Here is a 14,312-nt window from a genome sequence, read left to right as displayed (position 1 = left end):
CGATCAGGCCGCCCAGATCCTCGGTGACCTCACGCCACGGCAGGCCTACCTCGAGGGCCGATGACCTGACACCGATGCCCGCGGCAGATGTCCATGCTCGGTTGGGCCGAGAGCAAAAGCTTAAGCGACGACTTGACTTTCTGGGGAGGCGCCCTACAGTTAAGTGCATGCTTAACCATGAGTCGGCCGCCGCGGATCGGGTGTTCCACGCCCTCGCCGAGGCCAACCGGCGGGCGATCATCCAGCGCCTGACCCGCGGCCCGGCCACGGTGAGTGAGCTGGCGCGCCTCCTCGGCGTGACGGTCGCGGCAACGGTCCAGCACCTTCAGGTACTCCAGACGAGCGAGCTGGTCCGATCGGAGAAGGCCGGACGCGTCCGCACCTGCCAGATCGACCCATCCGGCCTGCGGCGCGCCGAGGGGTGGCTGCGCCTCCAGCGAACGACATGGGAGCACCGCCTCGACCGCCTCGGCGACGTCCTCGGCGAGAGCGCGACCGACCACACCACGACCACCACACCACCGGACGACCCATCGAAGGAGCCCAGATCATGACCGAGCACTCGGTGAAGCACAGCACGTTCACGCTGGAGCGGACCTACTCCGCCTCCCCCGCACAGGTCTTCGCGGCCTGGGCCGATCGGGACACGAAGGCGAAATGGTTCGCCGCCGACGACGCCGACTACACCCTCGACTTCCGCGTCGGCGGCGCGGAGGCCGCCCACGGACGCACCGACGACGGGGCAGAGATCGTCGCCGAGTCGGTCTACCGCGACATCCTCACCGACGAGCGCATCGTCTACACCACCCTGCTGTACGGCCGCGGTGTGCTGGCGACCGTGTCGGTGACCACCGTGGAGTTCGTCTCCGACGGCACCGGCACGCACCTGGTGCTCACCGAACAGGACACCTTCCTCGACGACCAGGAACAGCCCGAGTGGCGACAACAAGGCACCGGCGACTGGCTGGACGCGCTCGGCCGCGAACTCGACCAGTCCTGAAGGGAGTGTCCACAGTGCAGAGAACGAACGACCCGAACGCCGAAGCCGAGATCCGCGAGCTGTTCGAGGCCCGCACGCAGGCGCTTTCCAGCAAGGACGCCGCCACGCTGGCTGCCGCGAACGACGCCGATGTCGTGGTGTTCGATGCCGTCGCCCCGTTCGTCCATCGTGGCGCCGAGACGACAGCTCGAAAGCAGGAGTGGCTCGCGGCGTACCGCACCGGCATCGGCCACGAGATCCGCGACCTGACGATCACGACGAACGCCGACCTCGCGTTCTGCCACTTCCTGGTCCGGATCAGCGGCACCATGCTCGACGGCACGGAAGTCGGCATGTGGGTACGCGCGACCAGCTGCCTCCGCAAACTCGACGACGGCTGGAAGATCGTCCACGAGCACGCCTCAGTGCCCTTCGAGGGCGAGACGGGCAAAGCCGTACTGACCGGCGACCTGTGACCCAGGTGGGCCTGCACGCCGCGGCAGGCATATCTCTCTCATGTTGAGTGGCTACACGTGGCCAAAGGGGTGATGATGATGCCTTCACTGCAGCAGAAGGTTCAAGCCGTTCTCGACGAACTCGTTGACACCGGAGCCGAAACCGGCTTGCAGGTTGCCGTCTATCACCACGGTGCGCTTGTCGTCGACGCCGTCGCCGGTATCGCCGACGGCCGGACCGGGCGCAGGGTGAACCCGCAGACCCCGTTCTTCAGCTTCTCTACTGGCAAGGTCATGACGTCGCTGATCGCTCATCTGCTCGTCAGGACCGGTGCCGTCGGATACGACACACCAGTGGTCGACCTGTGGCCAGAGTTCGGTGCCCACGGCAAGGCGACCGCGACTCTTCGCCACGTGCTCACACACTCCGTCGGCGTGCCGGCGATGCCTCGTGGCCTCGGCCCTGCCGACCTGACTGACTGGTCGCGGGTCTGCACCGCGATCGCCGACGCCGAACCGCGGTGGCGACCCGGGACCGAGACGGGATACCACTCGTTCACCTTCGGCTTCCTCCTCGGCGAGGTCGCACGCCGGGTCATTGGCAAACCGATGCGGCAACTCCTGCACGAGTGGATCAGCGTGCCCCTGGGTATCGACGGTGACCTGTACTTCGGTGTGCCCCGAACCGACCTGGCTCGCCTGGCACGACTCGAAGACGCCGCACCACCCCCGATCGCCCGACCCGACGGTGATGCCATTCTGGCGCCCTGGGAACTGCAACCGACCGCGGCCATGGGCAACAGCCACGACATCCTGCAAGCAGACATCCCGTCGGTCGGCACCTTCACCGCCCGGGGAATCGCTGCCATGAACGCCGCGGTGCTCGACGGTCGGCTCATCGATTCCCGCCAACTCCAGGAGGTGACGGCGGTGGCCTTCGAAGGCACCGACCAGGTCTTCGGTAACCATGCGCGGCTGGCTCTGGGCTATCCGCTCGGCCGAATCGGTACTCGCATGGAACAGACGCCTACCACGTTCGGCTGGGTCGGTGGTGGCGGCAGCTACGTCTACGCCGACACCGCGACCGGCACCTCCTTCGCCCTGACCAAGAGCCGGCTCACCCCCCACTTCAACACCGCACAACGACTCGCCGACCTCACCACAGCCGAGGTCAACCCACATGCGTGAGGATCGACACCAAGAAGCACAAGCGGAAGGAGCCGCATGCTGACGCAGGTCGCGGAAGGTGTGTTGGTCCACCAGAGCGAGTTACTCCAGAACAACACCGTTGTCGTGCAGGGCAGGGCCGGCGTGTTGCTCATCGACCCTGGGATAACAGGCGATGAAATGACCTGCCTCGCGAACGACCTTCGCGAGTGGGGCCAGACCGTCGCGGCAGGCTTCTCGACGCATCCTGACTGGGATCACGTGCTCTGGCACGCCGAACTCGGCGAAGCGCCCCGTTACGGCACAGCCCGCTGTGCGGCTCAGATGCGAGACCTGCGGTCGAACGCGGACTGGAAGGCCCGCGTCGCCGAGGGGTTACCGCCGGAAATCGCCGAGGAGATACCGCTGGACCCGTTCGGCCTCATCACCGCCCTGCCTGCCGAAACTGCGCAGATTCCTTGGGATGGCCCTCGAGTCCGGATCATCGAGCATCCGGCGCATGCCCCGGGCCATGCGGCACTGTTGATCGAGGAACGCGGTGTTCTCGTCGCCGGCGACACGCTGTCCGATGTCTTCATTCCGATGCTCGACGACTTCAACAGCACCAATGACCCGATCGAGGACTACCTCGTTGGGCTGCGGCTGCTCGAGGACGTGGCGGACGACGTCCATGTCCTCATCCCCGGTCATGGGTCCGTCGGCGGAGCTGATCAGGTACGCGCACGGATCAAACAGGACCGCGCGTACGTGCAAGCCCTGCGTGACGGCCATGCTCCCGACGACCCGCGGATCGGCCCATCGGCCAAGCCCGGCTGGGAATGGGTAAGCGACATCCACGCGGGGCAAGCCCAGAGGCTCGCCCAAAGAAGCGAACGCGACGCGACGTCCGGCTAGCGAACCGCTTGCGACCCAAGCTGGCCCTGCAAGCCCTTACCCCATCAGTGTGCTGCGCCAACGCCAAGGCTTCGAGCGTGTCTGTCATGGTGCGTGCCTATGACCTCTCTGAGCCCGGCCACACCACGCCGGACGGCCGAAAACCAGGCGCGGACTGTCGACCCGGTGGTGTGTGATCGGCGTATGGCAATTGTGCGGGGCGAGCCGGGAGTCGACGGGCTGAGCGAGGCTGTGGGCGTGCTGCGGGAGTGGCAGTACGACGGGGCGCCGATGCAACTGCATCCGGGCGACCTGGGCTGGTTCTGGCGGTTCGGCGCAGCGGCGACGGCCGTGGCGGTCCGGACCTGGAGCCGGGACGGGCAGATTCTCGCCGTCGGGCTGCTTGACGGTCCCCAGCTGTTGCGGCTGACGATCGCGCCAGACGCTCGGCGGGACGAGGAACTGGCGCAACAGCTGAACCCGGGACGTGACCGAGCCGGGGGGCGGCGTACTGGGAGAGGGAACCGTCAACGTCGAAGCGCCTCTGGGCGCACTGGCCCAAGATCTGTTGTTCGAAGCCGGCTGGAACTCCGACGAGCCGCGGACACCGCTGCGCCGCGACCTCACGCAGCCGGTGGAGGACCCAGACGTGCGGATCGAGGTGGTCGGGCCGGAGCAGGCGCACATGCGGGCCGCCGTACAGCGGGCGTCGTTCGACAGGTCGACGTTCACGGACGGGCGCTGGCACGCGATGGCGGCCGGACTGCCGTACGCCGACGCCCGGTGTCTGGTCGCGTACGACGACCGGGGCAACGCGGTTGCCGCGGTGACGGTGTGGTCGGCCGGTCCGGGGAAGCCCGGGGTTGCTCGAGCCGATGGGCGTGCACCGGGAACATCGCGGTCACGGCTACGGCAAGGCGATCACCGTCTCCGCGGCGGCCGCACTCCAGGAGCTGGGCTCGTCGAGCGCGATCGTCTGCACCGCGAGCTCCAATGTCGGTGCCGTCGCCACCTACTCCTCAGCTGGCTTCCACCAACTCCCTGAGATCCGGGACCAATACCGGGCCGCCTAGCCTCCCGAGGCTAGAAAACCCATTGGCGGACCCACTACGTGACCTGGAGGTCCTGACATGACCAGTAAGTTCACCGAGCTTGCGATCGACTGTGCCGATCCGAACGGTCTGGCCCGGTTCTGGTGCGCGGTCCTTGACTACGAGGTGCAAGACGAAGACGAGGGCATTGTCGCCATTGGTCCCCCTACGGTGCCTGACGCCACCAACCACCCTGGTCCGGTGCCGCCGACATTGACATTCGCGCGCGTGCCCGAGGGCAAGACCATCAAGAACAGGCTCCACCTCGACGTGAACCCCACCGACAGGGAGCAGGACGAAGAGGTCCGTCGCCTGCTCGACCTAGGTGCTCGACACGCCGATGTCGGCCAAACCGGCGATGAGAGCTGGGTCACGCTTGCCGACCCAGAGGGGAACGAGTTCTGCGTCCTTGCGAGCCGCCGCCCCTGATCGGAGCCCGCACACCGCGATCGGAGCCCGCACACCGCGCCAGGCCTACGTGCGGTCGCCTACGCATGCGCCCGCGAACACGACGGGCGTGTGGACAGCCGGTCGCCGCCCGCCCACCCACCCTGGGCAACCGGACACTACGCGGTGGCCGCCAGGTCGAGATAGGTACGCAGGTGCTGGGCGGTGAGCGAGTCGCCCTGCGCGACGAGATCGGCAGGGGTTCCGGCGAACACCACCCGACCGCCGTCGTGGCCCGCGCCAGGGCCGAGGTCGATGGGCCAGTCGGCGTGCGCCATCACGGCCTGGTGGTGCTCGATGACGATGACGGTGTTGCCGTCCTCGACAAGCCGGTCCAGCAACGCGAGGAGCTGGTCGACATCGGCCAGGTGCAGGCCGGTGGTCGGTTCGTCGAGGACGTACGTCGTCGCCTTCTCCGCCATCTGGATGGCCAGCTTGAGCCGCTGCCGCTCGCCTCCGGAGAGCGTGGCCAGTGGCTGGCCGAGGCTGAGGTAGCCCAGGCCCACGTCGGAGAGGCGTTCGAGAATGACCCGCGCCTGTCGAGCGCCACTGGCGAAGAACTCCCGCGCCTCGGTCACCGACATCGCCAGGACCTCGCTGATGTCCTTGCCGTGCAGCTTGTAGGTGAGGACCTCCGGAGTGAACCGCTTGCCCTGGCACTTCTCACAGGTCGACGCCACGCCGGCCATCATGGCCAGGTCGGTGTAGACGAGTCCGATTCCTTTGCAGGTCTGGCAGGCGCCCTCGGAGTTCGCGCTGAACAGTGCCGCCTTGACGCCGTTGGCCTTGGCGAAGGAGGTGCGGATGGGATCGAGCACTCCCGTGTAGGTGGCCGGGTTGCTGCGCCTCGACCCGCGGATCGCGGACTGGTCGACGACCGCCACGCCCTCACGGCCGGACTGTGAACCCTGGACCAGGGAGCCGTGGATCAGCGAACTCTTGCCGGATCCGGCGACGCCGGTGACCACGGTCATGACGCCGAGCGGGATGTCGACGTCGACGTCCCGCAGGTTGTGCAGGGTGGCGCCTCTGATGGACAAGTGCCCAAGCGACTGGCGTGGCTTCTCGCGCAGGCGTACCCGATGGTCGAGGTACTGCCCGGTCAGCGTTCCCGATCTTCGGAGTCCGGCGACATCGCCGGTGAAGCACACCTGCCCACCCGCCGCACCAGCGCCAGGGCCCAGGTCGACCACGTAGTCGGCGATCTGGATCACCTCAGGCTTGTGCTCGACGACCAGCACGGTGTTGCCCTTGTCGCGCAGCCGGAGCAGCAGGTCGTTCATCCGGGCGATGTCGTGCGGGTGCAGCCCGATCGTGGGTTCGTCGAACACGTACGTGGCGTCGGTCAGGCTGGACCCGAGATGCCGGACCATCTTCACCCGCTGCGCCTCACCGCCGGACAGCGTGCCGGACTCCCGGTCCAGGCTCAGGTAGCCGAGGCCGATCTCGACCAGCGAGTCGAGGGTCTCGCGCAGGGTCGACATCAACGGGCCCACCGACTCGTCGGTGACGCCGCGGACGAACTCCGCCAGGTCGCTGATCTGCATGGCGGAGCACTCGGCGATGTTGAGTCCGTTGATCTTCGACGAGAGCGCCGCGGGGTTGAGCCTGGCGCCCTTGCACACGCCGCAGGTGTCGAACGTGGCGATCCGGTCGACGAACGCCCGGATGTGGGCCTGCATCGACTCGCGTTCCTTGGCGAGGAAGAGCCGCTGCACCTTGACGACAAGGCCTTCGTACGTGGTGTTGAAGGTGCCGTTGTTGATCTTGGTGGCGGGCTTGTGGAGGAAATCCTCCCACTGCTGCGGGGTGTAGTCCTTCAGCTTGACGTCGGGATCGACGAAGCCGGAGTGCGCGAGGGTCTGCCAGTACCACGAGCCCACCTGGAAGTTCGGCGCGGTGATCGCGCCCTCGTTGAGGGTACGTTCGACGTCGACGAGCTCGTTGATGTCGATCGCGGACACCCGGCCGATGCCTTCACACTCGGGGCACATGCCCTCGGGCAGGTTGAAACTGAACGCACCGGAAGTGCCGACGTGCGGGTCGCCGAGCCGGCTGAAGATGATCCGCAGCATCGTGTGGGCGTCGGTCGCCGTGCCGACCGTCGAACGTGAGTTGGCGCCCATGCGTTCCTGGTCGACCACGATCGCCGCGCTGAGGTTGTGCAGAGCGTCGACATCAGGACGGCCGACATTCGGCATGAACGACTGGACGAACGCGGTGTAGGTCTCGTTGATCAACCGCTGCGACTCCGCGGCGATCGTGCCGAAGACCAGCGAGGACTTGCCGGACCCGGAGACGCCGGTGAACACACTGAGCCGGCGCTTGGGGATGTCGACGGAGATGTCGGCCAGGTTGTTCTCCCTGGCGCCGCGGACCTGGATCACATCATGGCTGTCCGCCTTGGCCCGACGCTCGACGGTCACCGCGCGACCCTTTCGTACGATCTGGAAACACACACCACCGCGGTCCTCCTCTGTCAGTGGACGCTCGAGCTTGCGGGTGACTGCTAAGGGATGCTCGAGGCGTCCCATTCCGAACGAAGAATGCTCATCCGCACCTCGTCGTGCCAGGCTCCGCTGCGGTAGATCGCCTGCCGGCGCCGGCCCTCCTCGACGAAGCCGACCTTGCGATACGTGGCGATTGCGTGGGCGTTGAAGCCGAACACGCCCAGCTCGACCCGGTGCAGGTTGAGCTGGGCGAACCCGTAGCGGACGAGGGTGCGCACGGCGTCGGAGCCGTAGCCGCGGCCCTGATGTTCCGGACCGAGGAAGATCCCCAACGTCGCGCACCGGTCCTTCGGCGCGATGCCGAACAGGGCGGCCTGGCCGACCAGCTCACCAGAGTCCTTGGTCACGATGCAGAACCCACAGTCCATGCCGTCGTTGGCACCCCGGGTGCGGAACCACTCGGCGAGCACGCTGGCGGGGCGCGGATGCGGCGGACCGACGACCTGGTACGGCGTGATGCGCGGATCGGCCCACCAGGCACACAGCTGCGGCAGGTCGCCCTCGTTGAGGGCACGGAGGCGGACGGAGTTGCCGGCGAGGGCATCGAGGTCGACCAGTTGGGTCGGGTCCGCCGGGCGGGTTGGTTGGGCTGGCTGGGCTGGCTGGGTTGGTTCGGTTGGTTGGGCTGGAGCAGGCGGCGGTGCTGGGCCGGCTGGCGGGTCGGCGGACATGACCGCTCATTCTGGCGGCAGCCACCGACAGCCGCACGAACAATGTTTTGCACAGGTCGTCGAGCGCCCGGGCTGCTGTCGAGGGCCCGCCGAACGCCCTGGCGGCGCCGCGGACCATGATCAAGAGGCAGAAACCGGGCGATCGTAGGCCCGTTTCCCCGTTTTCTGCCTCTTGATCATGAACCGCGGTCTGTCGGTGGTTCCGCACTGCTCAGCACGCGGCCCGCTGCCATCGGCTCAGCGGCCGGCGATCGGCTCAGCGGCCGGCGATCGGCTCAGCGTCCGGATGGACTACGCGCCCGCTGCCATCGACGAGCGGCCGAGGATGGGCTCAGCGGCCGAGGATGGTGGGACGCTTCCGCGCCCAGGCCAGCGAGTCGAGCGCGCCGTCCTTCTCGGTCCTCGTCGCGCTCCACCCGAGCATGGCTGCCGCCTTGTCGCTGCGGGTGAAGCAGCCCACGGCGTCACCCGGCCGGGGACCCGCCTCCCGCACCTGGAGCCGGTCACCGACCGCATCCTGGAACGCGCTGGCAAGCTCGCGGACCGTCGTACCCCGTCCCGTCCCGAGGTTGATGACCTCGTATCCCCGTGGCGCAGGCACCACCTCGTCGAACCTCTCCAGCGCCCGCACGTGTGCCTCTGCGAGATCCCAGACGTGGATGTAGTCGCGGATACCCGAACCGTCGCGGGTCGGCCAGTCGGTGCCGGTGATCGTGAACGGCGTCCCTGACTCGTACGCCTCGATCAGCTTCCCGAGGGCATGGGTCGGGGCGGGACTCTGCAGGCCGGTACGCAGTAGGGGGTCGGCACCGACCGGGTTGAAGTAGCGCAGCGAGATCACCCGGAGCGGAAGAGCCGAAGCGGCGTCGGCGAGGACGCGTTCGACCATCATCTTGGTCGCGGCGTACGGGCTCTGCGGGTCGACCGGTGACGACTCGTCGACGCTGAGATCGGGCCCGGGTTGGTAGATCGACGCGGACGAACTGAAGAGGAACCGTTCGCAGCCGTGACGCAGCAGATGCTGCACCAGCGCGATGGTCCCCGAGACGTTGTTGGCGTAGTAGCCGAGCGGGTCGCGCACCGACTCCGGTACGACGATCTTCGCGGCACAGTGGATGACGGCCGAGATGTCCGGGTGATCGCGGAACACCGTGTCGAGGACGTCACCGTCGGCGATGTCGCCGCGGTAGAACGCCCGGCCCTCGGTGAACTCCTCCCGTCCGGTACTCAGGTCGTCGAGGATCACCGGCACGATCCCGGCGTCGAGGCATGCTGAGGCGATGGTGCTGCCGATGTAGCCCGCCCCGCCCGTGATCAGGGTCTTCACGCTGCGTTCCTCCCGGTCTTCACGTATCGCTCCCCGCGGTCTTCACGGCTTCGCTGTTCTGGTCGCCTTCGCCGGCGAAGCTTCCGTACGCACTCGAACGTGGTCCATTCTCGGCTATGTGACCTTCCCGTTCGTCGACCCGCATCGGGTCCCGCTCGCGCGCCGACCTAAGGTCGAGCCATGACCTCCCGCGATATCGTGCCCGGCGGGTTGCCTGGCTCGCCAGGGTCGCCGGTAGGAGGCGACGGGCAGGCTGGCACCCGCAACGGGACCACCGAACCGGCCACTGTCGATCCGGGTTACGTCGATCTGGGGTACGCACGCCTCGACACGGACCGGCTCTCCCGTACCGGCGACCCGGAGGTCGTCTACGGCGCCGGCAAGTCCCCCGCCCAGGTGGTGGATCTGCTCCGGGCGCTTCGGGACGCTCATCCCGGTCGGGCCGCGCTCGCCACCAGACTCGACGCCGACGCGATCACTCTGATCCGGTCGGCGTTTCCCGACGCACGCATCGACGAGACCGCCAGGGCCGCCACGGTGGGGCCACTGCCCGAGCCGACAGGCATGGTGTGCGTGGTCGCGGCGGGTACGTCGGATGCCCGGGTGGCGGCGGAGGCGGCGTTCACGGTCCAGTCGTTCGGGGGTGGCGTCCACCGGATCAGTGATGTCGGCGTGGCCGGCGTCCACCGCCTCCTCGACGCGAAAGACCAGCTCGACGCCGCCGACTGCCTGATCGTCGTCGCTGGTATGGAGGGCGCCCTGCCGTCGGTGGTCGGCGGGCTCACCGGCGTACCCCTGGTGGCGGTGCCGACGAGCGTGGGCTACGGCGCGTCGTTCGGCGGGGTCGCCGCGCTGCTGGCGATGCTCAACTCCTGCGCTCCGGGTGTGGTCGTCAGCAACATCGACAACGGCTTCGGCGCCGGGGTGTTCGCCGCCCGGGTAGCTCGCCGCGCCGGGAACGGGCAGGCCGTGAGCCACCAGGTGACCGACCACCAGGTGACCGACCACCGGGCCTCCGACCAGAACGCTGGCACGCGGCACCCGCCCGAGCACCGCGTGGTGGACCAGTGAGGAGCCAACCGGTGGACCGCCGGATCGCCTGGATCGACTGCGGTTCGGGCGCGAGTGGCGACATGCTGCTCGGCGCGCTCGTGGCAGCCGGCGTACCCCTCGAGGTCCTCACGACGGCCGTCGACATGGTCGCGCCGGAGAGCGTCGAGCTCACCGCCGCACGCGTCACCCGCAACGGGCTGGCCGCCACGCACGTGACCGTCGACGGCACCGACTCCACCCATCACCGCACCTGGGCCGACGTCCGCAAGCTGCTCGACGAGTCCGAGCTCGACGACGCCGTACGCCAGCAGGCGCACGAGACGTTCCGGCGCCTGGCAGAGGCGGAGGCGAAGGTCCACGGCACCACGCCTGACGCGATCCACTTCCACGAGGTGGGCGCGCTCGACGCGATCGCCGACGTCGTGGGCGTGTGCGCGGGCTTCGCCCACCTGGGACTCGACGCGGTGTCCGCCTCACCGGTCGCGGTCGGGTCCGGCTTCGTCCGCGCCGCCCACGGTCGGCTTCCGGTCCCCGTTCCCGCGGTCGTGGAGCTGCTGGCGGGCGCGGGCGCACCGTCGTACGCCGGCGAGACCGGCGGCGAGGCAGCGCCCCTCGGTGAACTGTGCACGCCGACCGGTGCAGCGCTGCTCACCACCCACGTGACCGGATGGGGCGGGCAGCCGCCGATGCAGGTCAGTGGTCAGGGATTCGGTGCCGGGACGCGCGAGGTCCCCGGCCGGGCCAACGTGGTGCGCCTTGTCCTCGGCACGGTGCCCGACTCGGCCGCACAAGGCGCGGCAGCGCAGGGACCACCGACCTCCACCCAGGTCGTCGTCGAGTGCAACGTCGACGACCTCGACCCCAGGATCTGGCCCGCGGTCCTCCAGCGCCTCCTCGCTGCCGGGGCCGCCGACGCCTGGCTGACGCCGATCCTGATGAAGAAGGGCCGCCCGGCGCACCTGCTGGCGGTCCTCGTCGACCCGGACCGGCTGGACGCGGTGTGCCAGGTCATCTTCACCGAGACCTCGGCGATCGGCGTACGAAGTCACCAGGTACGCAAGCAACCGCTCGACCGCGAGATTCGCACGGTCGCTCTCCCGGACGGACCCGTGCGCGTCAAGGTCGCGATGTACGCCGGCGCGGTCGTCAACGTCCAGCCGGAGTACGACGACGTGGCCGCACTCGCGGAGCGGACCGGCCGCCCGGTGAAGTCCGTCCTGGCGGAGGCCGCGGCACTCGCGCAGGCGCAGATCAGCGGCGGCGCGTCCGCGCTCGACTGAGCCGACCGGTGCGTCTGGTGCACGGTCCGCCGGAGGCGCGCGGGGTGACCCCGGCGGATTTCGGCCCGCCGTCGAACCGACTCGACCCGCCGTCCGTGACAGTGGACGAGGTCCCGCACTGGCCGCGTCGCCTGCCGGTCCCCGTCGATACGTGGCGCGGCCGGCGGGGCCTCGTCGCCGTTGTCCGGGACACCAACGATCCGCCCACGTCAGCTCGACGCCGTACCTGCAGCACCACGGCATACCTGAAGCACCACGGCATACCTGAACCACCACGGCATACCTGCAGCACCACGGCCAACCACAGCTCGACGCCGTATCGAACCGAGGGGTCGCCATGCATCGACGCAGCTTCCTGTCCACTGCCGCGCTGGGAGGCCTGCTCGGCCTTGCCGGCGTACCCACGACCGCCCAGGCATCCGTTCACCACGGCGGCCGGTCGAACGACTTCCCGACGACCTTCCCGCTGCCGGACGGTTTCCAGCCGGAGGGCATCGCCATCGGTCCCGGCCCGGTGGCGTACTTCGGCTCGCGCCTGGACGGGTCCATCTACGAGGCGTCCCTGGCGAACGGCAGCGGACGGATCCTCAGCACCGGCCCGGGCACACCGTCGCTCGGGTTGAAGACCGACGAGGACCGGATCTTCGTCTCCGGCGGATCGGGCGGTGACGGCAGGGTCATCGATCGGCGGACCGGAGAGGTCCTCGCGTCGTACCAGTTCGCCACCGGCGCCAGCTTCGTCAACGACGTCGTGCTCACCGGCGACGCGGCATGGTTCACCGACTCGACCAACCCGGTCCTCTACCAACTGCCGTTGCGCCGGGGCCACCTTCCGGCCGCCGATGAGGTCGTACGCCTGCCGTTGAGCGGCGACATCGTCTTCGGCGCGGGCATCAACACCAACGGGCTGGTGCGTACGCCGGACCGAAGGGCGCTCCTCGTCGTCCAGTCGTCCACCGGCATGCTGTTCCACGTCGACCCGAGGACCGGGGTCACGACGACCGTCGACCTCGGTGGCGAGGTACTGACGAACGGCGACGGGCTGCTGCTGCGGGGAGACACGTTGTACGCCGTTCAGAACCGGCTCAACACCGTCGCCGTCCTCTGCCTGAACTCCACTGGCACGCGGGCAAGGGTGGTGGACCGCCTGACCGACGAGCGGTTCGACGTCCCCACCACGGTCGCGGCGTACGGCGACCGGTTTTATCTCCCGAACGCCCGCTTCACCACCCCGCCCGAACCGACGACGCCGTACTCCGTCGTCGCCATCCGCCACAGCTGACGACGCCGCAGCTGACGACGCCGCAGCTGACGCGCTTCCCGAATCGGGTGGAGGTTCGGCCGCTTCAGCCCCGCGAACCTCCACCCACCCGACGGGGCAGCGAGGAGTCAGACGGGACGCGGGTCGGGCCGTTGGACGGGATTCCTGGCGAGGAGGTCGCGGGCGACCCGCCCGGCCCGCGCTCCGTACCCACCGCCGTAGGTCGCCGCGTGGGTGAGCAACGGGTGCAGCTGATGGATGGCGAGCCGGTCGCGCCAACCATCGGCGATGGGAAACACCTCGTCGTAGGCAGCGAGGAGCCGGTCGAGGTGCGGCGTACCAAACAGGATGAGCATGGCCAGGTCGGTTTCGCGATGACCGCCGTAGGCAGCCGGGTCGACCACGCGCGGCTGCCCGTCGGTCGCCCAGATGATGTTGCCCGACCAGAGGTCGCCGTGAATTCTCGCGGGCGGCTCGGATGGTCCGGCGAGTTCCTCGAGGCGCTCGAGGAGTGCGCAGATGGCGTTCGCCTCGTTCGCGTCGAGTCGGCCGCGGTTGAACGCCACCCGGAGGTACGGCTCGACCCGGTGCCGGGCGTAGAACTCCGGCCAACTGTCGGTCGGGGCGTTGGGTTGCGGCAGCCGTCCGATGAAACCTTCGGCCGCGGCTCCGAACGCCGGTGCCCCACTTCGATGAGTGACCGCCAGTGCGCGGCCCAGCCTCTCGGCGGCTTCGGCGGAGGGACGCCCGGTCTCGACCCACTCCAGGACGAGGCACTCGTGGTCGTAACCGAGAACGCCCGGTGTCAGTGCCGCCCCTTCACCGGCGGCGGCGAGCCAGGTCAGGTGCCGTGCCTCCGTGGCGAAGAAGCCTGCGGGTGCGCCGGGGCGGGCCTTGACGAAGACGCTTCGGCCGTCGCCGAGGCGTACCCGGGTGGCGATGCACACGTCGCCGCCGGCGACGGGATTGGTCGAGATGACGGGAGTGTTGAGGACCTCTTCGACGTGGAACGCGATGCTTGCTTGCCGAGCCATTGTCCGATATTAGGGCGTTTCGCCTACGCTACGTAAGGGGTTCAGCGCATTCGCGTGACCGAAGCGTCGGTGAACTGTGCAGCAGGCGGCAGGGATGCGCGTTCGTACAGGCTGGCCCGGGTTCGAGCGGTGGTTGCAACACCCGGTGGGTGAGGGGTGTTGTG

14 protein-coding genes are annotated in these 14,312 nt (G+C 68.7%); 10 read left to right on the top strand and 4 right to left on the bottom strand.

Features of this window, described 5'->3' with window-relative positions; genetic code table 11:
* Positions 1–167 precede the first annotated feature (167 nt).
* The 7 genes from ABN034_RS20435 (at position 168) to ABN034_RS20405 (ending at position 4,994) form a co-directional block, all read left to right on the top strand.
* Positions 168–554, top strand: a complete 387-nt coding sequence (locus tag ABN034_RS20435) for an ArsR/SmtB family transcription factor (RefSeq protein WP_349692582.1) — start codon at positions 168–170, stop codon at positions 552–554.
* Positions 551–1,000: an SRPBCC domain-containing protein gene (locus tag ABN034_RS20430; RefSeq protein ID WP_349692581.1), complete on the top strand. Its 450-nt coding sequence runs from the start codon at positions 551–553 to the stop codon at positions 998–1,000. Before ABN034_RS20435 ends, ABN034_RS20430 begins: the two co-directional genes overlap by 4 nt.
* Positions 1,001–1,014: 14 nt before the next feature.
* Entirely contained in the window at positions 1,015–1,455 is a 441-nt protein-coding gene (locus ABN034_RS20425; protein WP_349692580.1) for a YybH family protein, read from the top strand.
* A 78-nt stretch (positions 1,456–1,533) separates the two neighbouring features.
* Positions 1,534–2,622, top strand: coding sequence for a serine hydrolase domain-containing protein (locus tag ABN034_RS20420; RefSeq protein WP_349692579.1), 1,089 nt, complete (start codon positions 1,534–1,536; stop codon positions 2,620–2,622).
* Between the two features lie 36 nt (positions 2,623–2,658).
* Positions 2,659–3,495: an MBL fold metallo-hydrolase gene (locus ABN034_RS20415; protein ID WP_349692578.1), complete on the top strand. Its 837-nt coding sequence runs from the start codon at positions 2,659–2,661 to the stop codon at positions 3,493–3,495.
* Between the two features lie 854 nt (positions 3,496–4,349).
* Positions 4,350–4,547 carry a GNAT family N-acetyltransferase gene (locus ABN034_RS20410; protein ID WP_349692577.1) on the top strand — a complete coding sequence of 66 codons (198 nt, stop codon included), beginning with the start codon at positions 4,350–4,352 and terminating at the stop codon, positions 4,545–4,547.
* 57 nt (positions 4,548–4,604) lie between these two features.
* The gene (locus ABN034_RS20405) at positions 4,605–4,994 is read left to right on the top strand and encodes a VOC family protein (RefSeq protein WP_349692576.1); all 390 of its coding nucleotides are present in this window, start codon (positions 4,605–4,607) and stop codon (positions 4,992–4,994) included.
* Positions 4,995–5,131: 137 nt separating this feature from the next.
* Here ABN034_RS20405 and ABN034_RS20400 read toward each other — a convergent pair whose 3' ends face one another.
* From ABN034_RS20400 to galE, 3 genes are all read right to left on the bottom strand, one after another.
* On the bottom strand, positions 5,132–7,438 hold the full coding sequence (locus ABN034_RS20400; protein WP_349692575.1) for an ATP-binding cassette domain-containing protein: 2,307 nt from the start codon (positions 7,436–7,438) through the stop codon (positions 5,132–5,134).
* A gap of 83 nt (positions 7,439–7,521) precedes the next feature.
* On the bottom strand, positions 7,522–8,193 hold the full coding sequence (locus tag ABN034_RS20395; RefSeq protein ID WP_349692574.1) for a GNAT family N-acetyltransferase: 672 nt from the start codon (positions 8,191–8,193) through the stop codon (positions 7,522–7,524).
* Positions 8,194–8,524: 331 nt separating this feature from the next.
* The gene (gene galE, locus ABN034_RS20390; RefSeq protein WP_349692573.1) at positions 8,525–9,520 is read right to left on the bottom strand and encodes a UDP-glucose 4-epimerase GalE; all 996 of its coding nucleotides are present in this window, start codon (positions 9,518–9,520) and stop codon (positions 8,525–8,527) included.
* A gap of 180 nt (positions 9,521–9,700) precedes the next feature.
* Here galE and larB point away from each other — a divergent pair, with 180 nt between their 5' ends.
* From larB to ABN034_RS20375, 3 genes are all read left to right on the top strand, one after another.
* Positions 9,701–10,591, top strand: a complete 891-nt coding sequence (gene larB / locus ABN034_RS20385; RefSeq protein WP_349692572.1) for a nickel pincer cofactor biosynthesis protein LarB — start codon at positions 9,701–9,703, stop codon at positions 10,589–10,591.
* An 11-nt stretch (positions 10,592–10,602) separates the two neighbouring features.
* A complete protein-coding gene (gene larC / locus ABN034_RS20380) occupies positions 10,603–11,853 on the top strand; it encodes a nickel pincer cofactor biosynthesis protein LarC (protein WP_349692571.1) in 1,251 nt (416 codons plus the stop codon).
* Positions 11,854–12,190: 337 nt separating this feature from the next.
* Positions 12,191–13,135, top strand: coding sequence for an NHL repeat-containing protein (locus ABN034_RS20375; protein WP_349692570.1), 945 nt, complete (start codon positions 12,191–12,193; stop codon positions 13,133–13,135).
* Positions 13,136–13,242: 107 nt separating this feature from the next.
* On the opposite strand, the gene ABN034_RS20370 is transcribed toward ABN034_RS20375, so the two are convergent.
* A complete protein-coding gene (locus ABN034_RS20370) occupies positions 13,243–14,148 on the bottom strand; it encodes a fructosamine kinase family protein (RefSeq protein ID WP_349692569.1) in 906 nt (301 codons plus the stop codon).
* Positions 14,149–14,312 lie beyond the last annotated feature (164 nt).

This window comes from Actinopolymorpha sp. B11F2 (assembly GCF_040195635.1).
In the GTDB taxonomy this organism is placed as follows: domain Bacteria; phylum Actinomycetota; class Actinomycetes; order Propionibacteriales; family Actinopolymorphaceae; genus Thermasporomyces.
Note: the sequence above shows the minus strand (reverse complement) of the source record. Positions and strands in the feature narration are given on the sequence as shown.

Coding starts and splice junctions, on each gene's coding strand:
- ABN034_RS20435 (WP_349692582.1), top strand. CDS start 168: ATGCTTAACCATGAGTCGGCCGCCGCGGATCGGGTGTTCCACGCCCTC.
- ABN034_RS20430 (WP_349692581.1), top strand. CDS start 551: ATGACCGAGCACTCGGTGAAGCACAGCACGTTCACGCTGGAGCGGACC.
- ABN034_RS20420 (WP_349692579.1), top strand. CDS start 1,534: ATGCCTTCACTGCAGCAGAAGGTTCAAGCCGTTCTCGACGAACTCGTT.
- ABN034_RS20415 (WP_349692578.1), top strand. CDS start 2,659: ATGCTGACGCAGGTCGCGGAAGGTGTGTTGGTCCACCAGAGCGAGTTA.
- ABN034_RS20410 (WP_349692577.1), top strand. CDS start 4,350: ATGGGCGTGCACCGGGAACATCGCGGTCACGGCTACGGCAAGGCGATC.
- ABN034_RS20405 (WP_349692576.1), top strand. CDS start 4,605: ATGACCAGTAAGTTCACCGAGCTTGCGATCGACTGTGCCGATCCGAAC.
- ABN034_RS20395 (WP_349692574.1), bottom strand. CDS start 8,193: ATGTCCGCCGACCCGCCAGCCGGCCCAGCACCGCCGCCTGCTCCAGCC.
- larB (WP_349692572.1), top strand. CDS start 9,701: ATGACCTCCCGCGATATCGTGCCCGGCGGGTTGCCTGGCTCGCCAGGG.
- ABN034_RS20375 (WP_349692570.1), top strand. CDS start 12,191: ATGCATCGACGCAGCTTCCTGTCCACTGCCGCGCTGGGAGGCCTGCTC.
- ABN034_RS20370 (WP_349692569.1), bottom strand. CDS start 14,148: ATGGCTCGGCAAGCAAGCATCGCGTTCCACGTCGAAGAGGTCCTCAAC.